This is a genomic window from Streptomyces sp. NPDC014006 (assembly GCF_043088925.1).
Lineage (GTDB): Bacteria > Actinomycetota > Actinomycetes > Streptomycetales > Streptomycetaceae > Streptomyces.
Genome location: NZ_JBICAJ010000003.1, coordinates 81,753 through 106,978, shown reverse-complemented (window position 1 = coordinate 106,978; position 25,226 = coordinate 81,753). Strand labels below are relative to the sequence as shown.

The following is a 25,226-nucleotide window of genomic DNA, read 5'->3' as shown; positions in this document are numbered from 1 at the left end:
CGTGTGAGGAGTCCGCGTGAGGCGCGGGAGACGACCGGAGACCGAGAGGAGTGAGGCGTGGTGAGCGCGGAGGTTGTCCACAGGCTGGGGACGGTGATGGCTCTGGTGCTGGGCCTGGCGTGGGCGGCGCGGTGGCTGGAGCGGGTGCGGCGTGAGCGGCGGGTACGCAAACGGCTGACCGGGTTGCTGGGCCGCGAGGCCGGATCAACGGGCCGCAGGATACGGCTGGGCCGCGCAGGGGGGCGCCTGCTGCCCTCGATGGCCGTGGTGGGCGCGGGATGGGCCGTCGTCGGCGGGATCACCGGCGCCGTCGTCGGCGTGGCCGCCGCTGCCGGGCTGGCGTACTGGCGCCGTCGGCAGTCGGCGGACATTGCCGGCGCAGGACTCACAGCGGTGGAAATACGGGAAGCGGAGCGCCAACTTCCCCTCGCCGCCGATCTGCTGGCCGCCTGCATCACCGCGGGCGCCGGGCCGGTGGACGCGGCCCATGCCGTCGGAGAGGCCCTGGGCGGCCCGCTCGGACAGGCGCTGGCGCGCGGAGCGGCGGAAGTACGGCTCGGCGGCGAACCTGCCGGAGCCTGGCGCAGGTTGGCGGCGCTGCCCGGGGCCGGGGCGCTGGCACGGCTGCTGGAACGGGCCGACGTGAGCGGGTTGCCGGCGGCGGAGCCGGTCGCGCGTATCGCCGCGGACGCCCGCGCCGACTGGACACGCACGGCGACGGAACGGGCCAGACGGGCGGCGGTGATGGTGACCGCGCCGGTAGGGCTGTGCTTCCTGCCCGCGTTCATCGTGATCGGCGTCCTGCCCGTGGTGATCGGACTCGCGGGCGGCGTGCTGGAAGGAGGTGGGTGAGGGCGGAGCGGACTGCTGTGAACGGACGGCGCGGGACTGACTGACGAACGGAAAGAGACCTTACGGGGGTTGAGATGTACAAGGCAGTGAAGGCACGGCTGCGGGTACTGCTGCACAAGGCACGCACGGGGGCGCGGAGGGACGCCGGAATGGTCACCTCCGAGTACGCGGTCGGCGTGGTCGCGGCGGTGGCTTTCGCGACGGTGCTCTACAAACTGGCGACGAGCGAGGCGGTCTCCGCGCAGCTGCAGGCCCTGATGAATCGGGCGCTCGGTGCGGCGGTGTGAACGATGTGGAGAGCGGTGCGGGGCGCGGCGCGGCGACGGCGGGTTCGTGACGGCGGAGACGGCTGTGGCACTGCCGGTGCTGGTCCTCTTCGCCACCGCGCTGGTGTGGGGGCTGCTCCTGGTCGCGGCGCAGGTCCAGTGCGTGGACGCGGCGCGGACCGGAGCGCGAGCGGCTGCCCGTCAGGACCCGGTCGAGGAGGTGATCCGGCTCGCGCGGGACACGGCTCCGCGCGGCGCCCGGGTCACCGTCGGCCGGGAGGGCGACCAGGTCCGGGTGGTCGTCGAGGCGAGGCCCGCCCTGTTGCACGGGCTGTCCTTCGAACTGCGCGAGGAGGCCGTGGCGTTGGCGGAGGAGACGGTGGGGGCGGAGCGGTGAGCCGGCGGGGAACGGTCGGGCGGGGAGCGGTCGGGCGGGGAGGGCTGGGGCGGGGAACGAGACAGGTATGTGGCCGGTACGCGTTCGGCAGGTATGCATCCGGCCGGTACGCATCCGGCCCGGACCGCGGCTCGGCGACCGTGTGGAGCGTCGGTGTGATCGCCGTGCTGTGCGTGGTGTTCGCGGCCGTGCTGGCGCTCGGGCACGCTGTCGTGGTCCGGCACCGCGCGGCCGGCGGCGCGGACCTCGCGGCGCTCGCGGCGGCGGACCACTGGGCCGAGGGCACCACCGCGGCCTGCGCCCGGGCGGCCGGCGTCGCGCGGGCCCAGGGCGTACGGCTGGTGCGGTGCGCGATCGTCGGCGAGACCTCCGACGTGACGGCTGGGTCGGGCCGGGCGCCGTTCGCCGCGGAGGTCAGGGCGAGAGCGGGCCCTGCGGGGCGGACACCGACGGACCCTCTGCCGAGCCCGGAGGAACCCCCTCGCCCGGGTTCTCCACCGGGTGCTCCATCGGGCTCTCCTCCGGCGTCTCGCCCGGCTTCTCTTCCGCCGTCCCGCCCGGCGTCTCCTCCGGCATCGCGCCAGGCTTTTCCTCCGGCGCCCCCCGCAGCAGCACCGTGAGCAGGCGTACGGCGCCCCGTTTGTGCAGCGGGTCGTTGCCGTTGCCGCACTTGGGGGACTGGATGCAGGAAGGGCAGCCGGCCTCGCACTCGCAGGAGGCGATGGCCTCGCGGGTGGCGGCGAGCCAGGCGCGCGCGGTGTGGAAGGCGCGTTCCGCGAAGCCGGCGCCGCCGGGGTGGCCGTCGTAGACGAAGACCGTCGGCAGGAGCGTGTCGGGGTGCAGCGGCACCGAGACACCGCCGATGTCCCAGCGGTCGCAGGTCGCGAAGAGCGGCAGCATGCCGATGGACGCGTGTTCGGCGGCGTGCAGGGAGCCAGCGAGGATCTCCGGGGTGATCCGGGCGGCGTCCAGCTGGTCCTCGGTGACGGTCCACCACACCGCGCGCGTGCGCAGCGTCCGCGGAGGCAGGTCGAGTTTCGTCTCGCCGAGCACTTCGCCGGTGATCAGCCGCCGGCGCAGAAAGGAGACCACTTGGTTGGTGACTTCCACCGAGCCGTAGCACAGGCGGCCCTCGCCCCACGGGATCTCGACGTCCGTCTCCAGGACGGAGATCGCGGTGGTGTCGCGGGCGACGGTCGAATAGGGCGGGCTGGCCTGCTCCACGAGGGCGACGGAGTCCTCCAGGTCGAGGGAGCGCACGAGGTAGGTGCGGCCCTGGTGGAGGTGGACGGCGCCCTCGTGGACGGTGCCGTGCGCGGCCGCGGCGTCGACCGTGCCGAGGAGGCGGCCCGTGCCGGTCTCGACGACCTGGACCGGGCGGCCGCTCGTCCCGCGGATGTCGGTGAGGTCGGCGGCCCGCTCGCGGCGGGTCCAGTGCCAGGCCTTCGTCCGGCGGCGCAGCAGCTTGGCGGCCTCCAGCTGGGGGAGCACGTCCGCGCAGGACGGGCCGAACAGTTTCAGGTCGTCCTCGACCAGTGGCAGTTCGGCTGCGGCGGCACACAGGTGCGGGGCGAGCACGTAGGGGTTGTCGGGGTCGAGGACCGTCGACTCCACCGGTCGGTCGAACAGGGCTTCGGGGTGGTGGACGAGGAAGGTGTCCAGCGGATCGTCGCGGGCGATCAGTACCGCGAGGGCGCCCTGGCCGGAGCGGCCCGCCCGTCCGGCCTGCTGCCACAGGGACGCGCGCGTGCCCGGGTAGCCGGCGATGAGGACGGCGTCCAGGCCGGAGACGTCCACGCCGAGCTCCAGGGCGGTCGTCGCGGCGAGACCGAGCAGTTCGCCGGAGTGCAGGGCGCGCTCCAGGGCGCGGCGTTCCTCGGGCAGGTAACCGCCGCGGTAGGCCGCGACACGCCGGGCGAGCGAGCGATCCACTTCGGCGAGCCGCTCCTGGGTGATCACCGAGATCAGCTCGGCGCCACGCCGGGAGCGGACGAAGGCGACGGTGCGTACGCCCTGCACGGCGAGGTCGGTGAGCAGATCGGCCGTCTCGGCGGTGGCGGTACGCCGAACGGGTGCACCTTTCTCCCCTTGCATCTCGGTGAGCGGGGGCTCCCAGAGGGCGAACACCAGTTCACCGCGCGGGGAGGCGTCGTCGGCCACCTCGACGACCGGCAGCCCCGTCAGACGCTGGGCGGCCACGGCGGGCTCGGCGGCGGTCGCGGAGGCCATCAGGAACACCGGGGAGGACCCGTAGCGGGCGCACAGCCGACGCAGTCGGCGCAGCACCTGGGCGACGTGCGAGCCGAAGACGCCGCGGTAGGTGTGGCACTCGTCGATGACGACGTACCGCAGGGACTTCAGGAAGGAGGCCCAGCGCGGGTGGGAGGGCAGGATCCCGCGGTGCAGCATGTCGGGGTTGGTCAGCACGTAGGTGCCGTACTGGCGGATCCACTCGCGTTCCTCGAACGGAGTGTCGCCGTCGTACACGGCGGGCCTCACGGCATGCCCGAGCGGCTGTGAAAGTTCCTTCACCGACCGGCACTGGTCCGCCGCAAGCGCCTTGGTCGGGGCCAGGTACAGGGCGGTGGCGCCGCGGCCGTTCGGGGCCTCGGAGCCGTCCAGCAGGGCCGAGAGGACCGGGACCAGATAGGCCAGGGACTTGCCGGAGGCGGTGCCCGTGGCGACCACCACCGAGTCGCCGTCCAGGGCGTGCTCGGCGGCCTCGGCCTGGTGGGCCCACGGATGCTCGATCCCGCAGGCCCGCACGGCAGCGATCACTTCCGGGCGGATCCGGTCCGGCCAGACGGCATGGCGGCCCGCGCGCGGGGGCAAGTGCTCCGTATGAGTGATGCGCGACGCCCGGTTCGGGCCCGAGGCGAGCCTGCCCAGGACAGCACCCGGCTCCGGGCGGGACACGGGTTCCGGGGCGGGTCGATCGGAGCGGTGATTCTTGGCCATCGGCACCGAGTGTGTCACTGGCGTGACGGACAATGGAGTCAAGGCGTCGTGCACGCCTGCCGGTAAGTGATTGAATGCCATCGCGGCTGGCGAACCGTCCTTGGGGCTGTAAGCCGATGTGTCCCGAGGGACGACCGCTCGATAGCAAGGTGCTGGAGGATCCGTGGACCTGTCCCTGTCGACCCGTACCGTCGGCGATCGTACGGTCGTCGAGGTCGGTGGCGAAATCGACGTATATACCGCGCCCAAGCTGCGCGAGCAGCTGGTCGAGCTGGTGAACGACGGGAATTTCCACCTCGTCGTCGACATGGAGGGCGTGGACTTCCTCGACTCCACCGGGCTCGGCGTGCTGGTGGGCGGACTCAAGCGGGTGCGCGCCCACGAGGGCTCGCTGCGCTTGGTCTGCAACCAGGAGCGCATTCTGAAGATCTTCCGTATCACCGGTCTGACCAAGGTGTTCCCGATCCACACCTCGGTCGACGAAGCGGTGGCGGCCACCGACTGAGCCCGCCGCCCCGGCATGCCCGGGACGGCCGAGTTGAACACCAGGGGGACCGGGCCCGTGCGGCCCGGCCCCTCGACAGCACGCCCGTAGTTGCGAGGGGGATGCATGGCCACCGTTGAACTCCGCTTCAGTGCGCTGCCCGAGCACGTCAGGACCGCCCGACTGGTGGCGGCAGCGGTGGCGCGCAGGGCCGGAGTGGACGAGGCCGTCCTCGACGAGGTCAGGCTCGCGGTCGGCGAGGCCTGCACGCGTGCTGTCGGACTGCACCGGAGCAGCGGCATCAGTGCCCCCGTGAAAGTGCTGCTGATCGAGGAGGAGAAACAGTTCTCCATCGAGGTCGGCGACGAGGCGCGGCACGCCACCCCAGGCGGGGGAGCGGCCGGTGCCGAGGGCGGTGACGCCGATGCGGAGGTCGAGGAGGACGAGATGGGCCTGGCGGTCATCTCCGGCCTCGTCGACGACGTGGAGGTCACCGCCGGGGAGCACGGCGGGCAGATCCGGATGACGTGGCCGGCCACACCGCCGGCCACGGCGCTCACCTGACCGCCGCGCGATCACCCGCGACCACCGAAGGGCCCCCTCGTGGGGCCCTTCGTCTTGTGCGGATGTCAGTGGGCGCACCTACAGTGGTTCACGCAGCGCATCGCCTCCGACGTGACGCGTAAGGGGCGAAGCATTTCGTGAAGTAATTCACGATCTAGGTGTCACCGGAGAGGTGTCGGTTAAAACCGCCCCGGGAATGCTTTCAGGGCATTACCGTGCGACGGCGAATTCCGTTTCCCGTGCCCTGTTTACATCGGGAGCGGGTACCTACAATCCGTCCACATCGTGAGCTCAGCCCAAGCGTCAAGGAGGACGAATGGCGGAGCTTTCCATCTCACATCGATTGGGCCACCCCTCGACTCTCGCAGCCGCGGTACTGACCGACGACAACCGGATCCTGGTCGTGGTCATCGGCGCCGTCGCCCTGGCCGCACTGGTGGTCGCGGGCGTGCTGCTACGCCAGGTGCTCGCGGCGGGCGAGGGCACCGACAGCATGAAGGAGATCGCGGCCGCCGTCCAGGAAGGCGCTAACGCCTATCTGGCCCGGCAGCTTCGCACGCTCTGCGTATTCGCCGTCGTCGTGTTCTTCCTGCTCATGTTGTTGCCCGCGGACGACTGGAATCAGCGGGCCGGGCGGTCGATCTTCTTCCTGATCGGCGCGGCCTTCTCGGCAGCCACCGGCTATATCGGCATGTGGCTCGCCGTGCGCAGCAATGTGCGGGTCGCCGCGGCGGCCCGGGAGGCGACTCCGGCACCCGGTGAGCCGGAAAAGGATCTCACCGCTGTTTCACACAAAGCGATGAAGATCGCTTTCCGTACGGGTGGCGTCGTCGGCATGTTCACGGTGGGGCTCGGCCTGCTGGGCGCGTCCTGCGTGGTGCTGGTGTACGCGGCGAACGCGCCGAAGGTGCTGGAGGGCTTCGGCCTCGGCGCGGCACTGATCGCGATGTTCATGAGGGTGGGCGGCGGCATCTTCACCAAGGCCGCCGACGTCGGCGCCGACCTGGTCGGCAAGGTCGAGAAGGGCATTCCGGAGGACGATCCGCGCAATGCCGCGACCATTGCCGACAACGTGGGCGACAACGTCGGCGACTGCGCCGGCATGGCCGCCGACCTGTTCGAGTCCTACGCGGTCACCCTGGTGGCCGCGCTGATCCTCGGCAAGGCGGCCTTCGGCGACGCCGGTCTCGCCTTCCCGCTGCTCGTTCCCGCCATCGGGGTGCTCACGGCGATGATCGGCATCTTCGCGGTCGCGCCGCGCCGCGCCGACCGAAGCGGCATGAGCGCGATCAACCGCGGCTTCTTCATCTCCGCGGTGATCTCGCTGGCGCTGGTCGCGGTCGCCGTCTTCGTCTACCTCCCGGGGAAGTACTCCGACCTCGACGGAGTCACCGATCTGGCGATCCGCGGCAAGGACGGCGACCCGCGCGTGCTCGCCCTGGTCGCGGTGGCGATCGGCATCCTGCTGGCCGCCGTCATCCAGCAGCTGACCGGCTACTTCACCGAGACCACCCGCCGCCCGGTCAGGGACATCGGCAAGACGTCCCTCACCGGCCCCGCCACGGTCGTCCTCGCCGGAATTTCCGTCGGGCTCGAATCGGCCGTGTACACCGCCTTGTTGATCGGCCTGGGCGTGTACGGCGCCTTCCTGCTCGGCGGTACGTCGATCATGCTCGCGCTGTTCGCGGTCGCGCTGGCCGGCACCGGCCTGCTCACCACGGTCGGCGTGATCGTGGCGATGGACACCTTCGGGCCGGTCTCCGACAACGCCCAGGGCATCGCCGAGATGTCCGGCGACGTCGAGGGCGCGGGCGCGCAGGTGCTCACCAACCTCGACGCGGTCGGCAACACCACCAAGGCCATCACCAAGGGCATCGCCATCGCCACGGCCGTGCTCGCGGCGTCGGCGCTGTTCGGGTCGTATCGCGACGCGATCACCACGAACGTCCGCGACGTGGGCGAGAAGCTCACCGGTGCGGGCGCTCCGCTGACCCTGTCCATGGACATCTCCCAGCCCAACAACCTCGTCGGCCTCATCGCGGGCGCGGCGGTCGTCTTCCTCTTCTCGGGGCTGGCGATCAACGCGGTGTCGCGGTCGGCGGGTTCGGTGGTGTTCGAGGTGCGCCGGCAGTTCCGTGAGAAGCCCGGGATCATGGACTACACGGAGAAACCGGAGTACGGCAAGGTCGTCGACATCTGCACCAAGGACGCGCTGCGCGAGCTCGCCACGCCCGGGCTGCTCGCCGTCATGGCGCCGATCTTCATCGGGTTCACGCTCGGTGTCGGTGCGCTCGGCGCGTATCTGGCGGGCGCGATCGGCGCGGGCACGCTGATGGCGGTATTCCTCGCCAACTCCGGCGGAGCCTGGGACAACGCCAAGAAGCTCGTCGAGGACGGCCACCACGGCGGCAAGGGCAGCGAGGCGCACGCGGCGACGGTCATCGGCGACACGATCGGCGACCCGTTCAAGGACACCGCGGGTCCCGCCATCAACCCGCTGCTGAAGGTCATGAACCTGGTGTCGCTGCTCATCGCGCCCGCGGTGATCAAGTTCTCCTACGGCGCGGACAAGAGCATCGGGGTGCGGGTGCTGGTCGCGGTGCTCGCGTTCCTGGTGATCCTCGTGGCGGTGTACGTCTCCAAGCGGCGCGGTATCACTGTGGGCGACGAGGACGATGACGCCGAGCCGTCGTCCAAGTCGGCTGATCCGGCGGTGGTTTCGTAGCCCGGCAGCGGTCCTGATCGGCGAGTGATCGAAGGGGGCTTTCCCAAAGAGCGGGCGGACTACGCGTGTTGGCGCGGTGGCCGCCCGCTCTGCTGTGTGCGGCGGGGTGCGTGGATCGGGTTCGTGAGCCTTCTCTCGCTTGGTGCGAATAGCTTCAAAAGGGGTCTAAGCGGGCATCCGGAGTGCGGGTGGCGCCTGGGTGGCGTGTATGTTCCGGGGCCGAGAGCCATGGAAGGGACCAATCCGGTGAACAAGAAGCTCGCGGCCGCACTGTCCGGCGGTGCGGTACTGGTACTGGCCGTGTCCGGATGCAGCAGCAGCGACAACGGCAACGAGAAGCTGGATGCCTGGGCCAAGCAGGTCTGTGACGCCGTTCAGCCGCAGGCGAAGAAGATCGAGGCCGCGAACGCCGCGATCCAGAAGGAGACCTCGGACAACAGCGCCCCCAAGGACGTCCAGGCGACCGACGCGCGGGCCTTCCAGGACATGTCCGACGCGTACAAGGCGATCGGGGCCGCGGTGCAGCGCGCCGGGGCGCCGAACGTGGACGGCGGCGAGAAGAAGCAGCGCGACGCGGTGACGGAGCTGAACGCGCTGTCCGCGAAGTACGCGGCGCTGAAGAAGCAGGTTGACGCGTTGAACACCTCGGACCAGGGCAAGTTCGCCGACGGGCTGAAGGGGATCGCCACCGACCTGGACAAGCTCAGCAAGAGCGGGAGCGATGCGCTCAAGAACCTCGAGGAGGGGGACGTCGGTAAGGCGATGAGCAAGCAGGAGAGCTGCAAGAGCGCGTCTGCGCCGGCGGCGCCTTCGGCTGCGCAGAGCTGACGCCTTCGTCTCTCGATCGGCCGCTGCGGTGTCGCTCGGCTTCGGCTGCGGCTGCGGCTGCGGCTGCGCTGTGGCTGTGGGTACGGCTGCGTCTCGGGATGCTGGTGTGTTCAGGTGCGGCTGCCTCCGCGGGTGCGGTCGCGGCTGCGACGGGCGCGGGGTTGCGGGACACAATGGGGGCGTGAGTAACGCCACCCTCTCTCCCTTGCCCTCCGTCGACCGTGACGTCGCCGGCCGGCTGCGCGATGCGCTGCTCGGTGCCTCCTTCACCGCTGACGGGCTGCTCGAACTGCTCGGTGCGCCCGCCTACGCGGCGCTGGCGCGCAGTGAGACCGTGCCCGCACTGCGGGCGACCCGTGGTGACACGCCGCTGGAGGCGCTCGTACGGCTGTTCCTGCTGCAGCAGCCGGTGCCGCTCGCGCGGGTCGCGGGTGTGCTGCCGGTGGACGCGTGCCTGGAGAGCGGGTGGCTCGTCGCGGTCGGTGGCGACGAGGTCGCCGCCGCCGTGGACGTGCGCCCGTACGGCGGGGCCGATGGGAAGGACTGGTTCATCGTCTCCGACCTGGGGTGCGCGGTCGGGGGCGCCGGCGGCATCGGCAGCCGGAACGAGGAGGTCGTGCTCGGGGTCGGCGGGGCCTCCACGACCTTGGCGGGGATCACCGTCCGTACGCCGGTCGCTGCCGCGCTGGACCTCGGCACCGGGTCGGGCATCCAGGCGCTGCACGCCGCTCAGCACGCCACGCGGGTGACCGCGACCGACCTCAATCCGCGGGCGCTGCACATGGCCGCGCTCACGCTGGCGCTGTCCGGGGCGCCCGAGGCGGATCTGCGCCAGGGGTCGCTGTTCGAGCCGCTGCGGGGGGACGAGACCTTCGATCTGATCGTGTCCAACCCGCCGTTCGTGATCTCGCCCGGTGCCCGGCTGACCTACCGGGACGGCGGGATGGGCGGGGACGATCTGTGCCGCTCGCTCGTTCAGGGGGCAGGGGAACGGCTGAACGCGGGCGGGTTCGCGCAGTTTCTCGCCAACTGGCAGCACGTCGAGGGGGAGGACTGGCAGGACAGGCTCAGGTCATGGGTGGCCCGCGGCTGCGACGCGTGGATCGTGCAGCGCGAGGTGCAGGACGTCACGCAGTACGCCGAGCTGTGGCTGAGGGACGCCGGTGACCACCGTGCGGACCCGGCCGAGTATCAGGCACGGTACGACGCCTGGCTGGAGGAGTTCGAGGCGCGCAAGGTGAAGGCCGTGGGCTTCGGCTGGATCACCCTGCGCCGTACGGACTCCGACGAGCCGTCGATCACCGTCGAGGAGTGGCCGCACCCGGTCGAGCAGCCGCTCGGCGACACCATCCGGGCGCACTTCCGGCGGCTGGACCACTTGCGCGCGCATGACGACGCGGCGCTGCTCGCGGCCACCTACCGGCTGACCGCCGAGGTGGTCCAGGAGCAGGTCGGGCTGCCCGGCGCCGAGGACCCGGAGCATGTCGTGCTGCGGCAGAACCGCGGCATGCGCCGGGCCACCAAGGTCGACACCGTCGGCGCGGGCTTCGCCGGCGTCTGCGACGGCACGCTGAGCGCGGGCCGCATCCTGGACGCGATCGCCCAGCTGATGGGCGAGGACCCGGTGCTGCTGCGCGACCGCACCCCCGCACAGATCCGGCTGCTGGTGGAGCAGGGGTTCCTCGAGCCCGCGGAGTGAGGGCCTGCGGAGGGAGGGCCGGGCCCGCGGAGGGAGGGCCCGCGGAGTGAGGGCCCGCGGAAGGAGGGGCTCGCCCCGATGGGGCGCGCACCCCGCACCCGCCGTTTGAGCGCCCGCAGAGTGAGGGGCTCGCCTGATGAGGTGTCCACCCGGCCCACCGTTCGAGGACAGCCGTCCAGCCGGCGCCGGCCGCATGCGGGCACCCGCCGTATGCGGCCGACGCTGGATGCCGCCGCTCGCCGTATGAGGGCGGACGCCCTCCGAATCAGCGGGCGGGCGGGAAAAAAGTCACGGCGCGAAAAATAGGCGGAAACGTTGTCCCGGCGAGTGGGCCGAGATCGCTTCGGGGTGATCGGCGGCGTGCCGTTCACCCGCGGTTCGCCTGCCCGCCGTCCGCGCGTGTCACCCTCCCGGCACCGGGCACTCGCGGACGGGAGAACAGGGGCACGCCAGCCATGGAGAGCGGACCGGCGATCTTCGCAGGAGCGGTGTTCGCCCTGTTCGGAGGCGCACTGACGGTGTGGACCGCGGTCCGGGTCCGCAACGGCGAGCCGGTCGCCCACGGTGTGAGGCCGGTCGCATCGACGGCCCTCGCGGCGCTCGCGGCGATGGCCGCCCTGGGTGCCGGCCTGTGGTGCTTCACCCAGGTCTGAGGCCGCCCGGCGGGCTCGACCCCGGGTAATTGGAATGTCACGCTCCGGACAGGGCCGAAACGGCGGCCGGGCACTCCGGGCGGCAGGATCGGCGTTTCTCGGGTTACCGTTCGAGTGGCCGTTGCGGGCTTTTCCCGTTTGACACGGGGGCGGGATGTACCGTCACACTCCGCAGCGTCACCAGCGAGCGCGCCGACGGGACCGGCGGTAGAGCCCACGGCGAGCGCGCCCCGAAGTGAAGACCCGACCCCGGGAACAAGGCCTGGGGAGGCCCAGCCTCGACCGGAGAGAAGAGCGAAGTTGTCCCCGACCAGCGAGACCGCACAGGGCGGCCGCCGACTCGTCATCGTCGAGTCGCCTGCCAAGGCGAAGACGATCAAGGGCTATCTCGGCCCCGGCTACGTCGTCGAAGCGAGCGTCGGGCACATCCGCGACCTTCCCAACGGCGCCGCGGAGGTGCCGGAGAAGTACACAGGCGAGGTCCGCCGTCTCGGCGTGGACGTCGAGCACGACTTCCAGCCGATCTATGTCGTCAATGCCGACAAGAAAGCCCAGGTCAAGAAGCTCAAGGACCTGCTGAAGGACTCCGACGAGCTCTACCTCGCCACCGATGAGGACCGGGAGGGCGAGGCGATCGCCTGGCACCTCCAGGAGGTGCTCAAGCCCAAGGTCCCGGTCAAGCGGATGGTCTTCCACGAGATCACCAAGTCCGCGATCCAGGCCGCCGTGGCCAACCCGCGCGAGCTCAACCAGAAGCTGGTCGACGCCCAGGAGACCCGCCGTATCCTCGACCGCCTCTACGGCTACGAGGTCTCCCCGGTGCTGTGGAAGAAGGTCATGCCGCGGCTGTCGGCCGGGCGTGTCCAGTCCGTCGCGACCCGTCTCGTGGTGGAGCGGGAACGCGAGCGCATCGCGTTTCGTTCCGCTGAGTACTGGGACCTGACGGGCACCTTCGCGACCGGCCGCGCGGGGGACTCCTCGGACCCGTCGTCGCTGGTCGCGCGCCTGCAGACCGTCGACGGCCGGCGGGTCGCGCAGGGCCGCGACTTCGACTCCCTGGGACAGATCAAGAGCGCGAACACCCTCCACCTCGACGAGGCGAACGCCCGCGCCCTGGCCGCCGCCCTGGAGAACACGCAGTTCTCCGTGCGGTCCGTCGAGTCCAAGCCGTACCGCCGCTCGCCGTACGCCCCGTTCCGTACGACGACGCTGCAGCAGGAGGCCAGCCGCAAGCTCGGCTTCGGCGCGAAGGCGACGATGCAGATCGCGCAGAAGCTGTACGAGAACGGCTACATCACGTACATGCGTACGGACTCCACGACGCTGAGCGACACCGCGATCGCGGCCGCCCGCGCCCAGGTCACGCAGCTGTACGGGGCCGACTACCTGCCGCCGCAGCCGCGGACCTACGCCGCCAAGGTGAAGAACGCGCAGGAGGCGCACGAGGCGATCCGTCCCTCGGGCGACCGTTTCCGCACGCCGGCGGAGACCGGTCTGACCGGTGACCAGTTCAGGCTGTACGAGCTGATCTGGAAGCGGACCGTCGCCTCCCAGATGAAGGACGCGACGGGTAACTCCGTCACCGTGAAGATCGGCGGCACGGCCACCGACGGGCGGGACGTCGAGTTCAGCGCGTCCGGCAAGACGATCACCTTCCACGGGTTCCTCAAGGCCTACGTCGAGGGCGCCGACGACCCGAACGCCGAGCTGGACGACCGCGAGCGCCGGCTGCCGCAGGTCGGCGAGGGCGACGCGCTGTCCGCCGAGGAGATCACGGTCGACGGGCACGCCACCAAGCCCCCGGCCCGCTACACCGAGGCCTCGCTGGTCAAGGAGCTGGAAGAGCGCGAGATCGGCCGGCCGTCGACGTATGCGTCGATCATCGGCACGATCCTCGACCGCGGCTATGTGTTCAAGAAGGGCACGGCCCTCGTGCCGTCCTTCCTGTCCTTCGCCGTGGTCAACCTGCTGGAGAAGCACTTCGGCCGGCTCGTCGACTACGACTTCACCGCCAAGATGGAGGACGACCTCGACCGCATCGCCCGCGGCGAGGCGCAGGCCGTACCGTGGCTGAAGCGCTTCTACTTCGGTGAGGGCAACGCTGAGGGCGCCGCGGCCGACGCCGGCAACGGCGACGGCGACCACCTCGGCGGCCTCAAGGAACTGGTGACCGACCTGGGCGCGATCGACGCCCGTGAGGTGTCCTCGTTCCCCGTCGGCAACGACATCGTGCTCCGCGTCGGCCGCTACGGGCCGTACATCGAGCGCGGCGAGAAGGACACCGAGCAGCACCAGCGGGCCGACATCCCGGACGACCTGGCGCCGGACGAGCTGACCGTCGAGCTCGCCGAGGAACTGCTCGCCAAGCCGAGCGGCGACTACGAGCTGGGCACCGACCCGGCGACCGGCCACACGATCGTCGCCAAGGACGGCCGCTACGGCCCGTACGTCACGGAGATCCTCCCCGAGGGCACGCCGAAGACGGGCAAGAACGCGGTCAAGCCGCGCACGGCGTCGCTGTTCAAGTCGATGTCGCCGGACACGGTGACCCTCGAGGACGCGCTGCGGCTGATGTCGCTGCCGCGCGTCGTCGGCACCGACGCCGAGGGCCAGGAGATCACCGCGCAGAACGGCCGCTACGGACCGTACCTGAAGAAGGGCACGGACTCGCGGTCGCTGCAGTCCGAGGAGCAGCTCTTCACGATCACGCTCCAAGAGGCGCTGGAGATCTACGCGCAGCCCAAGCAGCGCGGTCGGGCGGCAGCCAAGCCGCCGCTGAAGGAGCTGGGCGACGACCCGGTCAGCGGCAAGCCGGTCGTGGTCAAGGACGGCCGCTTCGGGCCGTACGTCACGGACGGGGAGACCAACGCGACCCTGCGCTCAGGCGACAGCGTCGAGACGATCACCCCCGAGCGCGGCTTCGAGCTGCTCGCCGAGAAGCGCGCGAAGAGCCCCGCGAAGAAGACGGCGAAGAAGGCGCCCGCCAAGAAGACGGCGGCGAAGAAGGCCACCACGGCCAAGAAGACCACGACCGCCAAGAAGACCGCGGCGAAGAAGACGACCACGGCGAAGACCGCGGCCAAGAAGACGACCGCGAAGAAGACCGCGGCGTCCAAGGCGGCGGCCGAGGACTGACGGCCCGTCGGCTGACGTACGGTCCGGCCGCGGCCGGCACCCGGCGCGTCCGGCATTCGCGAAAAGGCACGCCCCGGCACCCATAGCGGTGTCGGGGCGCGCGTCTGTTCGGACGGTCGCCGGTGACTGTCGGTGGCGCCCGATAGTCTGAATGCATGACGCGAGCCGACCAGCCAACGGCCCCCCACCCGGATCCGGACGACGCCCTGGTAGCGGACTCCCGCGAGCGCGCCGTCCGTGCGCTGCTGCGCCATCCGCAGCTCAGGCGGTTGTGGAGCGCGCAGTTGGTGGGGGGTGTCGGAGACGTCCTTGCCCTGCTGGTCCTGGTCCTCCTCGCCCTGCAGGCGGCGATCGGCCAGGGCTCCTTCGGCGGCGGCTACCGAGGCGTGGCGTTCGCAGTGGCGACCGTCTTCGCGGTGCGCATACTGGCCACCCTGCTCTGCGGCGCGATCCTCCTCGGCCCGCTGACCAGCCTGACCTCGCCGGACGGTCCGCTCGACCGCCGCTGGACCATGGTCGGCGCGGACGGCGTGCGCGCGGCGCTGCTCATCGTGGCGCCCCTGTGGATCGACTGGACGCCGAGGAACGCGCTCGCCCTCCTGCTGGTCACCGCTTTCCTCACGTCGGTCGCCGAGCGCCTGTGGGCGGTGTGCCGGGAGAGCGCGGCCCCCGCGCTGCTGCCCGCCCCGCCGCCCGAGGGCGCCACGGTACGGCCGCTCCCCGACCACCTGGACACGCTGCGCCGTCTGTCCCTGCGGACCGGTTTCGTCTCGATCCCGCTCGGTGCGGCAGCCCTGGTCCTCGCCGCGCTGCTGAACAACCTGCTGGGCACCGGCATCGACTGGTTCGACCAGCACACGGCGGCCCTCGCCTCGTACCTGGCGGCCGGCCTGTTCGCCGCCTCCCTGTCCGTGCTGACCCTCCTCGAGCTGCCCGCCACACGCACCCCGCGCGCCCGGTCGCCCCTGGAGGGCCTGCGCCGCCCGAAGACCGGCACCGGCGCCGACAAGGGCCGCACCGGCGCGATCCCGCTGCTGGTGTTCGCCTGCGCGGCCGTCGCTGGGGCGATCTCCGCCGCCGTCGCCGTGTGCGTGCTGCACGCCAAGGACCTGGGCGGTGGCCCGGTCCTGTACGGCCTGCTCGTCGCCGCGCTGACCGGCGGCGTCGTGGTCGGCATCCGTACGGCGCCGAAGGTGCTGGTGTCGCTGTCGCGGCGCCGGCTGCTGTCGCTGTCCATCGCCTTCACCGGCATCGCCCTGCTCGCCGCCGGGCTCGTCCCCGACGTCACCAGCGTCCTGCTGCTCGTCGCCCTGGCCGGTGTTGGCGCGGGCGTGGCCGCCAATACCGGGCACACCCTGCTCGACCAGGAGGCCGAGGACCACCGCCGGTCCCGCATCACCGAGCACCTTCATGCCGTGGTCCGGGTCCTGGTCGCCCTCGCCGCCGTGGTGGCACCCCTGGTCGCCGCCGGGATCGGGCCGCACCGCCTGGAGAACGGCAAGTTCGTCTTCGCGCACGGCGGCGCCGCGTTCACGCTGATGCTCGTCGGCGCGCTGCTGCTGCCGGTGGCCGTGCTGGTCCTCGCCAAGGTCGACGACCGCGCGGGCGTCCCCCTGCGGCACGACCTGCGGGACGCGCTGCTCGGTGACGACCCGGTGCAGTCGCCCGCCGCCGGCGGCTTCTTCATCGCCCTGGAGGGCGGCGACGGGGCCGGCAAGTCCACACAGGCCGAGGCGCTCGCCGAGTGGATCCGGGGCAAGGGCCACGAGGTCGTCGTCACGCGCGAGCCGGGCGCCACGCCGGTCGGCAAGCGGCTGCGCTCGATCCTGCTGGACGTGTCGTCGGCCGGTCTGTCGCACCGCGCGGAGGCGCTGCTGTACGCCGCCGACCGCGCCGAGCACGTCGACACGGTCGTGCGGCCCGCCCTGGAGCGCGGGGCGGTCGTCATCTCCGACCGGTACATCGACTCCTCCGTGGCCTACCAGGGCGCGGGCCGCGACCTTTCCCCGACGGAGATCGCCCGGATCAACCGCTGGGCGACCAACGGCCTCGTACCGCATCTGACCGTGCTGCTGGACGTGGCGCCGGAGACCGCGCGCGAGCGGTTCACGGAGGCGCCGGACCGGCTGGAGTCGGAGCCGGCGGAGTTCCACGCGCGCGTGCGCTCCGGCTTCCTGACGCTGGCCGCGGCCGACCCCGGGCGCTACCTGGTGGTCGACGCCGGTCAGGAGCCCGAGGCGGTCACGACCGTCATCAGGCACCGGCTCGACCAGGTGCTGCCGCTGTCCGACGCCGAGATCAAGGCGCAGGAGGAGGCCCGGCGCAAGGCCGAGGAAGAGGCGCGCCGCAAGGCCGAGGAGGAGGCCGCCCGCAAGGCCGAGGAGGAGCGCCTGGAGCGCGAGCGCCAGGAGGAGCTCGCCCGGCTGCGCGCCGAGGAGGAGGAGCGCAAGCGGCGCGAGCTGGAGGAGGCCCAGCGGCGCGAGGCCGAGCGGCAGGCCGAGGAGGCCCGGCAGCGGGCCGAGGAAGCGCGTCGCCGTGCCGAGGAGGAGCGGGCCCGGCTGCTGGCCGAGGAGAAGGCCCGCGCCGAGGAGGAGGCCCGCCGCAAGGCCGAGGAGGAGCAGCGGCGCAAGCAGGCCGAGGAGGAGGCCCGGCTGCGCGCCGAGGCCGAACGGCAGCGCCTGGAGAAGCAGCGCAAGGCCGAGGAGGCCCTGCTGCGCGCCGAGGAGGCCCGCCGGGCGGCGGAACAGGCCGCGGCGACCGCCCAGGCCGGCCCCAGGCCGACGCCGCCGGCGGTGACGCCGGACGCGGCGACCGTGCCGACGCCGGTGGTCACGCCCACCAACGCGACGGGCGGGCCCCTGGAGGAGACGGCGGTCCTGCGTCCGGTGCGTGAGGAGCGGCCCGACGACTCAGCGGCCCGCGAAGCCGCCGGTGACCGCGCCGGGAAGCCCGCTCAGGCCTCCGACGCCGAGGTGACGGCGGAGCTGCCGCAGCCGCCGCTGCCGCCGGGTGCGGCGGACGAGACGGCGGTGCTGCCGCAGTTCCCGCCGGGTGCGGCCGACGAGACGGCCGTCCTGCCGCCCGTGCGGGACGAGGGCCCTGCGCACCGGGTGCCGCCGGGATACTTCCGCGACGAGCCGGCTGCTCCACGCCCGGACGGCTTCGACGACCGCACGCGTGAGCTCCCGCAACTCGACGCGGACGGTACGCCCACGTCTCGTCCCCGCTCCGACTGGGCCGAGGAGACCCCGCTGGACGACCTGCCGACCCTGGCCGACGAACTGCTGGGCCCGCGCTACGACGACGAGGACCACGGCGAGGACCGCCGCCGGCGTGGCCGGGGCCGGGGGCGCTGAAACCAGCCGTGGGCCGCGCGGGCCCCGGACGGTATCGGTGAACCGGCGCCACGGGGTCCATCGGGGGCCGGTCCCGCCGGGGACGCCGCCCCCGGCGGGACCGGCGTCGGTTGTCAGTGGGGCCCCGCACAATGGATCCCGCAAGTGACGCAGGACGAAAGGGCGGGGTGACCCATGGCCGTGTGGGACGACCTGGTCGGGCAGGAGCGGGTGAGCGAGCAGCTCGCCGCCGCCGCCCGGGACGCCGATGCCCTGGTGACCGCGATCGCGACCGGCCGGCCGGCGCCCCAGGCGTCGAAGATGACGCACGCCTGGCTGTTCACGGGACCGCCCGGCGCCGGGCACATCCAGGCGGCGCGGTCCTTCGCCGCCGCGCTGCAGTGCGTCAGCCCCGACCGCGCGCTGGGCGGCGTCCCCGGCTGCGGCTTCTGCGACGGCTGCCACACCGCGCTCATCGGCACGCACGCCGACGTCACGACCGTCGCCGCCGTCGGCACGCAGATCCTCGCCGAGGACATGCGGGACACGGTCCGCAAGTCGTTCACCTCACCGGCGAACGGCCGCTGGCAGGTCATCCTCGTCGAGGACGCCGAGCGGCTGAACGAGAAGTCGGCCAACGCCGTCCTCAAGGCAGTGGAGGAGCCCGCCCCGCGCACGGTGTGGCTGCTGTGCGCCCCCTCGATCGAGGACGTCCTGCCCACGATCCGCTCCCGCTGCCGCCACCTGAACCTGAGCACGCCGTCGGTCGCCGCCGTCGCCGACATGCTGGTCCGGCGGGAGGGCGTCGAGCCGGACGTCGCGGCCGCCGCCGCCTCCGCCACGCAGGGGCACGTCGACCGGGCACGCCGTCTGGCCACCGACCCGGCCGCGCGGGAGCGCCGGGCCGCCGTGCTGAAGCTGCCGCTGCGCGTCGAGGACGTCGGCAGTGCCCTCAGGGCGGCCCAGGAGCTCGTCGACGCCGCCGCCGAGGACGCCAAGGCGCTCGCCGAGGAGCTCGACGCCAAGGAGACCGAGGAGCTGAAGGCGGCGCTCGGCGCGTCGCAGGGCGGTCGGATGCCGCGCGGCACGGCGGGCGTGATGAAGGACCTGGAGGACAAGCAGAAACGGCGCCGCACCCGGACCCAGCGCGACAGCCTGGACCTCGCCCTGACCGACCTCACCGGCTTCTACCGTGACGTCCTCGCCCTCCAGCTCGGCTCGCGCGTGGCCATCGCCAACGCCGACGCAGAGGACGCCCTTGAGCGCCTCGCCCGCGCGGGCACGCCCGAGTCCACCCTGCGCCGCCTGGAGGCCATCGCCGCGTGCCGAGAGGCCCTCGACCGCAATGTGGCGCCGCTGCTGGCGGTGGAGGCGATGACGATGGCCCTCAGAGCGGGCTGAGTCGATGCCGAGCGGCACGGCGCGGCGACCCGCGCCGGGCTCCGGAGCGCCGTAACTCGTACGGGGCACGTGGAGTACGCAGCGCGCTCGGCCGGTCGCGCAGCGTTACGCTCGCCGAATGCACACAAGGCGCGCCTTCCGCAGGTCCCGCGCCGCCGCCGGCCTTCTGGCCGCTGCGGCGGTGCTCGTCTCCGGCTGCTCCGACGGTGGTTCGACGGCCACCCGCAGTGCGACGGCGGCCCAGGCGGCCCAGGTGGCTCTGGCCCCGCTGCCGCATGCCACGCCGTCGGCTCTGGCCTCGTACTACGGCCAGAAACCCAGCTGGCGCTCCTGCGGTGTCCCCGGCTTCCAGTGCGCCACGCTGAAGGCCCCGCTCGACTACGCCCGGCCGGGCGCCGGGGACGTACGGCTCGCGGTGGCCCGCAAGAAGGCCACCGGGCCGGGCAAGCCGCTCGGGTCGCTGCTGGTCAACCCCGGTGGCCCCGGCGGCTCGGCGGTCGGCTACCTCCAGGAGTACGCCGGCGTCGGCTACCCGGCCGAGGTCCGCGCCCGCTACGACATGGTCGCCGTCGACCCGCGCGGCGTGGCCCGCAGCGAGCCCGTCACCTGCCTCGACGGGCGCCAGATGGACGCGTACACACAGACCGACGTCACCCCCGACGACCAGGAGGAGACCGACGACCTGGTCGATGCCTACAAGAAGTTCGCCGAGGGCTGCGGCGCGCGCTCGGCGAAGCTGCTGCGGCACGTCTCCACGGTGGAGGCGGCGCGGGACATGGACATCGTGCGGGCGGCGCTGGGCGACCGGAAGCTGAACTACGTGGGGGCGTCGTACGGGACGTTCCTGGGGGCGACGTACGCCGGGCTGTTCCCGGACCGGGTGGGGCGGCTGGTGCTGGACGGCGCGATGGACCCCTCCCTGCCCGCGCGCCGGATGAACCTGGACCAGACGGCGGGCTTCGAGACGGCGTTCCAGTCCTTCGCGAAGGACTGCGTGAAGCACGCCGACTGCCCGCTCGGCGGTCCGCGCACCACGCCGCAGCACGTCGGCGACAACCTGAAGGCCTTCTTCCGCAAGCTCGACGCGCATCCCATCCCGGCCGGTGACGCCGACGGCCGCAAGCTCGGCGAGGCGCTCGCCACGACCGGCGTGATCGCGGCGATGTACGACGAGGCGGCCTGGGAGCAACTGCGGGAGGCGCTCACCTCGGCGATGAAGCAGAACGACGGCGCCGGACTGCTGTCCCTCGCCGACAGCTACTACGAGCGCGACTCCGGTGGCCGCTACGCGAACCTGATGTTCGCCAACGCCGCCGTGAACTGCCTGGACCTGCCGCCCGCCTTCGACGGCCCGCAGGAGGTGGCCAAGGCCCTGCCCGCCTTCGAGAAGGCGTCTCCGGTCTTCGGCGCGGGCCTCGCCTGGTCGTCCCTGAACTGCGCGTACTGGCCTGTGAAGGCAACGGGCGAACCGCAGCGCATCGAGGCCAGGGGCGCCGCCCCGATCGTGGTCGTCGGCACCACCCGCGACCCGGCGACCCCCTACCGCTGGGCCCGGTCCCTGGCCGGCCAGCTGTCCTCGGCCCGCCTGCTCACCTACGTCGGCGACGGCCACACCGCCTACGGCCGCGGCAACTCCTGCATCGACTCCGCGATCGACGCCTACCTGCTGCGCGACACCCCGCCGGCCGCCGGAAAACGCTGCTCGTAGCCCGTGTCACCGGCCCCGGGGACCCTGCTCCGGGGCCGGTACGAAGCACCCTCGGAAACTGTGTAGACTTACCGTCGTTGCCGATCGCACCATGGTGCGGGCAGCGCGCCGCTTTAGCTCAGATGGCCAGAGCAACGCACTCGTAATGCGTAGGTCTCGGGTTCGAATCCCGAAAGCGGCTCCACTGAAACCCCGGGTCAGATCTTCGCTGACCTGGGGTTTCGTTGTTCTGTGTGCGGTGTCCCGCTGAGCGTCACCGTCGGGGCGCCCGGGGTGGCGGGGTGATCGCCGGGGGTCGGTGAGAGTGCGGTGAGCGTCCCGCGCGCGGTGGGCGGGGGCGTGATCGTCCTTGTTAGCGTGGACACTTCAGGCCGTGCGGTCGATTGACGGGGGATGGCATGTCACGATGAGGATCGCAAAACTCGGCGGAGGCCTGTGCCTCGCTCTGCTGCTGGCCGGGTGCGGCGGTGCGGCAAGCGGCGCGAAGGGGTCCGACACCGCCGGACCCTCGCCGTCGGCGTCTTCGTCTGCCCAGCCCCCGTCCGCGCCGGTCGCGGAGAAGGGGCCCGAGTGCGAGGGCGGCAAGGGCGTCCCGGGGCTGCATCTGCTGAAGGGCGGCGCGACCCTGCTGCCGGGAGGCGGCACGGTGATCTACTCGGAGGCAGGAGCCGACGGGAAGCACCGCAGCGCCGTGCTCGGCGTCGGCGGGACGAAGCAGACCGTGGCCGTGGGGCAGAAGGTCAGCTTGAAGGGGCGGTCCTTCGCGGTCGCTCAGATCTGTACCTACCGCGTGGTCCTCACGACGGCGGACCACAAGGGCGCGAACAAGGGGGCAGCCATGGACAAGTGGCCGACGACGCACGACGGGCACTGGCGGCTGCGCTGGCACGTGCCCGACAACGGACCGGGCATGGGCGCGGTGGTCACCGACATCGAGGCCGGTCCTGCCCGGGCGTCGATCAGCGTGACCGCGGTCGGCAAGGGGCAGCTCGCCTTCTACGACGATGTGCGCGAGGGCGGCACCGTCGAGATCGCGGGCAGGCTCTGGAAGGTGGAGACCGTCGACGCCGGCCGCATGGACGTCGAGATGAACTCGCCGGACTTCCGGGCGGGACACGTCGACCTGAGGGAACTCGGGGTCGCCTGACCGCCGTCCGGCGGCGGTGTCTTCCGGCCCTGTCCCCCCGGCCCTGTCCGGCGGGCGTTCGGCCGCCGTGAGGAAAACGGCGTAAAGAGGGCGCAAAGTGCATCGGTTGCCGGACAACCCCCGGCTCTGAGGCAACATCTTGGTGAACGACGGCCCGCGCGGCGAGGAGCGCGGTCGACGGCCGGATGGGGTGAGGGGCGTTGGTGGAGCCGAGGATCGCGGTCTCCGTGGTGACCATGGGGAACCGGCCCGCCGAGGTCGACGCCCTGCTGGAGTCCGTGGCCAAGCAGGATCTCGCGCCCGCTCGCGTCGTGATCGTCGGCAACGGCTGCCGGTTGCCGGAGTTCGCCCGCCGGCTGTCGCTGCCCGGCGAAGTCACCGTCGTCGAGACGGAGGAGAACCTCGGCTGCCCCGGCGGCCGCAACGTCGCCCTGGCCCGGCTGCGTGAGTTCGGTGACGTCGATGTCGTCGTCGAGCTCGACGACGACGGACTGCTCGTCGACGCGGACGTGCTGCGCCGCGTGGCGGAGCTGTTCGCCGATGACGCGCGGCTCGGCATCGTCGGGTTCCGAATCGCCGACGAGAACGGGGAGACCCAGCGCCGGCACGTGCCGCGGGCGGGCAACGCCGATCCGCTGCGGGGCGGGTACGTCACCGGGTTCCTGGGCGGCGGGCACGCCTTCCGGATGGCCATGCTGGACCGGATCGGCGACTGGCCCGCGGAGTTCTTCTTCGCGCACGAGGAGACCGACCTGGCCTGGCGGGCCGCCGACGCCGGCTGGAAGATCCTCTACGCGCCCGAGCTGCTGCTCCGGCACCCGAAGACCTCGCCCGCCCGGCACGCCATCTACCACCGCGTCACCGCCCGCAACCGCGTATGGCTCGTACGGCGCCGGCTGCCGCTGCCGCTCATCCCCGTCCACCTCGGGGTGTGGATCGCCGTCACCCTGCTGCGTACGCGGTCGCCAGCCGGACTGCGGGCCTGGTTCGGAGGGTTCGCCGAGGGCCTGCGCGAACCGGCCGGTGAGCGGCGCCCGATGCGCTGGCGCACGGTGTGGTGGCTGACCCGGCTGGGGCGGCCCCCCGTGATCTGAGCCGCCGGCCGAAGAGCCCCGGTGATCGGCGGCGAGGAGGGGCGGAGCGTGGGGACGGGGACCCAGGTCGTTCACCTCTGACGGCCAGGGTCCCCGTGTGTCCCCGGATCCGGCCGCGGCGGCGGCACTCCCCCGAGCAGCGCGTGCACGATGTGCACCACGCGCACCGTCGGGCCGGAATCGAATGTCATGATCACATAAAAACCGGCCGATCGACAGCCGGTGCTTTTCGGCCGGGTGAGCGGCGCCCGCTGCCGGCCGGACGGTCGGCGGTCACTTCGCGTCGGCGTAGCACTCCACCACCGCCGTCGTGAACGGGAACCGCACCGGCGTCTCACCGAACGTCAGCCGGCCCGCCAGATCGGCCGCCTCCCGGATCGCCGTGACGACCGCCGCGGCCTCCTGCTCGGGGCAGTGCACGATCACCTCGTCGTGCTGGAAGAAGACCAGCTCGGCCGCCATGTCCGCGCACCGCTGCCGCAGGCCGGCGAGCAACAGCAGGGCCCAGTCGGCGGCGCTGCCCTGGACCACGAAGTTGCGCGCGAAGCGGCCTCGGGCGCGGGCGTCGGTCGACGCGTACCCCGGCACCCAGGTCCGCTCCCCGGAGTCGTCCTCCGCGGCCGGGATGCCCTCGCCCGCGTCGTCGGCCGCGCCGGCCGCCGGCGGGCAGGTGCGGCCCAGCCAGGTGCGCACCAGGCGGCCCTCCTCGCCGGCCCGGGCGGCCTCGTCCACGTACGCCACCGCCTTCGGGAAGCGGCGGCGCAGGGCGGCCAGATTCTTCAGGCCGTCGCCGGAGGTCTGGCCGTACACCGCGCCGAGCACGGCGAGCTTGGCCTGGGCGCGGTCACCGGCGAAGGCGCGGTCGGACACCTCCTGGTACAGGTCGCTCTCCCGGCCGGCCACCTCCATCAGCCCGGGGTCGCGGGAGATCGCCGCCAGCACCCGCGGCTCCATCTGGTCGGCGTCCGCGACGACGAGCCGCCAGCCGGGGTCGGCGACCACCGCCCGCCGGATCACGCGGGGGATCTGCAGCGCGCCCCCGCCGTTGGTGACCCAGCGTCCGGTGACCGTGCCGCCCGCGAGGAACTCCGGCCGGAACCGGCCTTCGCGCACCCAGTCCTGCAGCCAGGACCAGCCGTGGGCGACCCAGATGCGGTACAGCTTCTTGTACTCCAGCAGGGGCTTCACCGCCGGGTGGTCCACGGACTCGATCTCCCAGCGGCGGGTCGATTTGACCTTGATCCCGGCCTGCGCGAACGCCTTGACCACATCGGCGGGCAGGTCGGGGCGGACCCGGCGCCCGAAGGCCGCGGAGACCTCGTCCGCGAGCTCGGCCAGGCGGCGCGGCTCGCCCCCGCCCGCGTACCGCTCGCCGAGCAGGTCCTGCAGCATCGCGCGGTGCACGTCCGCCCGCCAGGGCAGACCTGCGTGGTTCATCTCGGCGGCCACGAGCATCCCCGCCGACTCTGCGGCCGTCAGCAGCCGCATCCGGTCGGGGTGTTCGGCGCGCGCGTGCCGGCGCTGCTGCTCGGCGTAGACCTCGAGGAGGTCGCACAGCGGCAGGCGGGTGCCCTGTGGTTCGAAGAGCGGGGACTGGGCGCCCGGCTCCGCGGACCGCTGGGGTGGGTCCGGCGGTACGGGGCCGCCGCGCAGACGGGCCAGCGCGGCGGCCGCCGAACGGGGTTCGCCGGAGCGCCCCTCGTGGCCCAGCAGCAGGGTCTCGGCGTCCTCGACGTCGTAGCACCGCTCGACTCGCACCCCCGTGGCGAGCAGACGCGGATAGACCTCGGCGGTGGACCGCCACACCCAGCGCGTGACGTGCGGCCTGCTGTGCACGGCTCGCGCCGGGTCCTCCTCCCGCTGGACGGGACCGGCGGGCAGCCCGTCCGGGCCGAGGGGGGCGACGTCCACGCCACCGTCCTCGGCCGGAGCGAGTGCCCAGCGGTCGGCCATGTCGCGAGTCTTGCAGAGGGGTCTGAC

17 protein-coding genes, 1 tRNA gene and 1 pseudogene are annotated in these 25,226 nt (G+C 72.4%); 17 read left to right on the top strand and 2 right to left on the bottom strand.

Features of this window, described 5'->3' with window-relative positions:
* Positions 1-60: 60 nt before the first annotated feature.
* The 4 genes and pseudogenes from ACF1GV_RS12630 to ACF1GV_RS12615 form a co-directional block, all read left to right on the top strand.
* Positions 61-852 (top strand): type II secretion system F family protein, encoded by a 792-nt coding sequence (locus tag ACF1GV_RS12630; protein WP_391679796.1) that lies wholly within the window; start codon positions 61-63, stop codon positions 850-852.
* 74 nt (positions 853-926) lie between these two features.
* Positions 927-1,139: a DUF4244 domain-containing protein gene (locus ACF1GV_RS12625; protein ID WP_391679795.1), complete on the top strand. Its 213-nt coding sequence runs from the start codon at positions 927-929 to the stop codon at positions 1,137-1,139.
* Positions 1,126-1,515, top strand: a complete 390-nt coding sequence (locus ACF1GV_RS12620) for a TadE family type IV pilus minor pilin (protein WP_391679794.1) — start codon at positions 1,126-1,128, stop codon at positions 1,513-1,515. Before ACF1GV_RS12625 ends, ACF1GV_RS12620 begins: the two co-directional genes overlap by 14 nt.
* A gap of 140 nt (positions 1,516-1,655) precedes the next feature.
* A pseudogene (locus ACF1GV_RS12615) lies at positions 1,656-1,964 on the top strand (Rv3654c family TadE-like protein); the annotation flags it as partial.
* Here ACF1GV_RS12615 and ACF1GV_RS12610 read toward each other — a convergent pair.
* On the bottom strand, positions 1,930-4,554 hold the full coding sequence (locus ACF1GV_RS12610; protein WP_391679792.1) for a DEAD/DEAH box helicase: 2,625 nt from the start codon (positions 4,552-4,554) through the stop codon (positions 1,930-1,932). The pseudogene ACF1GV_RS12615 and the gene ACF1GV_RS12610 sit on opposite strands and share 35 nt — an antisense overlap.
* A gap of 82 nt (positions 4,555-4,636) precedes the next feature.
* On the opposite strand from ACF1GV_RS12610, the gene bldG reads away from it, so the two are divergent.
* From bldG to ACF1GV_RS12545, 13 genes are all read left to right on the top strand, one after another.
* Positions 4,637-4,978: an anti-sigma factor antagonist BldG gene (bldG, locus tag ACF1GV_RS12605; RefSeq protein ID WP_009189842.1), complete on the top strand. Its 342-nt coding sequence runs from the start codon at positions 4,637-4,639 to the stop codon at positions 4,976-4,978.
* A 105-nt stretch (positions 4,979-5,083) separates the two neighbouring features.
* On the top strand, positions 5,084-5,521 hold the full coding sequence (locus tag ACF1GV_RS12600; RefSeq protein WP_363266402.1) for an ATP-binding protein: 438 nt from the start codon (positions 5,084-5,086) through the stop codon (positions 5,519-5,521).
* A gap of 316 nt (positions 5,522-5,837) precedes the next feature.
* On the top strand, positions 5,838-8,246 hold the full coding sequence (locus tag ACF1GV_RS12595; protein WP_391679790.1) for a sodium-translocating pyrophosphatase: 2,409 nt from the start codon (positions 5,838-5,840) through the stop codon (positions 8,244-8,246).
* A gap of 228 nt (positions 8,247-8,474) precedes the next feature.
* Positions 8,475-9,074 (top strand): small secreted protein, encoded by a 600-nt coding sequence (locus ACF1GV_RS12590; RefSeq protein ID WP_391679789.1) that lies wholly within the window; start codon positions 8,475-8,477, stop codon positions 9,072-9,074.
* 181 nt (positions 9,075-9,255) lie between these two features.
* The gene (locus tag ACF1GV_RS12585; RefSeq protein ID WP_391679787.1) at positions 9,256-10,773 is read left to right on the top strand and encodes a methyltransferase; all 1,518 of its coding nucleotides are present in this window, start codon (positions 9,256-9,258) and stop codon (positions 10,771-10,773) included.
* A gap of 455 nt (positions 10,774-11,228) precedes the next feature.
* Positions 11,229-11,426, top strand: a complete 198-nt coding sequence (locus tag ACF1GV_RS12580) for a hypothetical protein (protein ID WP_391679785.1) — start codon at positions 11,229-11,231, stop codon at positions 11,424-11,426.
* Positions 11,427-11,726: 300 nt separating this feature from the next.
* The gene (topA, locus tag ACF1GV_RS12575; RefSeq protein WP_391679783.1) at positions 11,727-14,561 is read left to right on the top strand and encodes a type I DNA topoisomerase; all 2,835 of its coding nucleotides are present in this window, start codon (positions 11,727-11,729) and stop codon (positions 14,559-14,561) included.
* Between the two features lie 155 nt (positions 14,562-14,716).
* Positions 14,717-17,917, top strand: coding sequence for a dTMP kinase (gene tmk, locus ACF1GV_RS12570; protein ID WP_391679782.1), 3,201 nt, complete (start codon positions 14,717-14,719; stop codon positions 17,915-17,917).
* 174 nt (positions 17,918-18,091) lie between these two features.
* Positions 18,092-19,297, top strand: coding sequence for a DNA polymerase III subunit delta' (locus tag ACF1GV_RS12565; RefSeq protein ID WP_363266409.1), 1,206 nt, complete (start codon positions 18,092-18,094; stop codon positions 19,295-19,297).
* Positions 19,298-19,415: 118 nt separating this feature from the next.
* Positions 19,416-21,005, top strand: a complete 1,590-nt coding sequence (locus ACF1GV_RS12560) for an alpha/beta hydrolase (RefSeq protein ID WP_391679780.1) — start codon at positions 19,416-19,418, stop codon at positions 21,003-21,005.
* 107 nt (positions 21,006-21,112) lie between these two features.
* Positions 21,113-21,189: transfer RNA gene (locus tag ACF1GV_RS12555), tRNA-Thr, on the top strand.
* A 222-nt stretch (positions 21,190-21,411) separates the two neighbouring features.
* Positions 21,412-22,152 carry a hypothetical protein gene (locus ACF1GV_RS12550; protein ID WP_391679779.1) on the top strand — a complete coding sequence of 247 codons (741 nt, stop codon included), beginning with the start codon at positions 21,412-21,414 and terminating at the stop codon, positions 22,150-22,152.
* Between the two features lie 200 nt (positions 22,153-22,352).
* Positions 22,353-23,246: a glycosyltransferase family 2 protein gene (locus ACF1GV_RS12545; protein WP_391679777.1), complete on the top strand. Its 894-nt coding sequence runs from the start codon at positions 22,353-22,355 to the stop codon at positions 23,244-23,246.
* Positions 23,247-23,519: 273 nt separating this feature from the next.
* Here the strand turns inward: ACF1GV_RS12545 and ACF1GV_RS12540 are convergent, their stop codons facing one another.
* Positions 23,520-25,199: a bifunctional 3'-5' exonuclease/DNA polymerase gene (locus ACF1GV_RS12540; RefSeq protein WP_391679776.1), complete on the bottom strand. Its 1,680-nt coding sequence runs from the start codon at positions 25,197-25,199 to the stop codon at positions 23,520-23,522.
* Positions 25,200-25,226 lie beyond the last annotated feature (27 nt).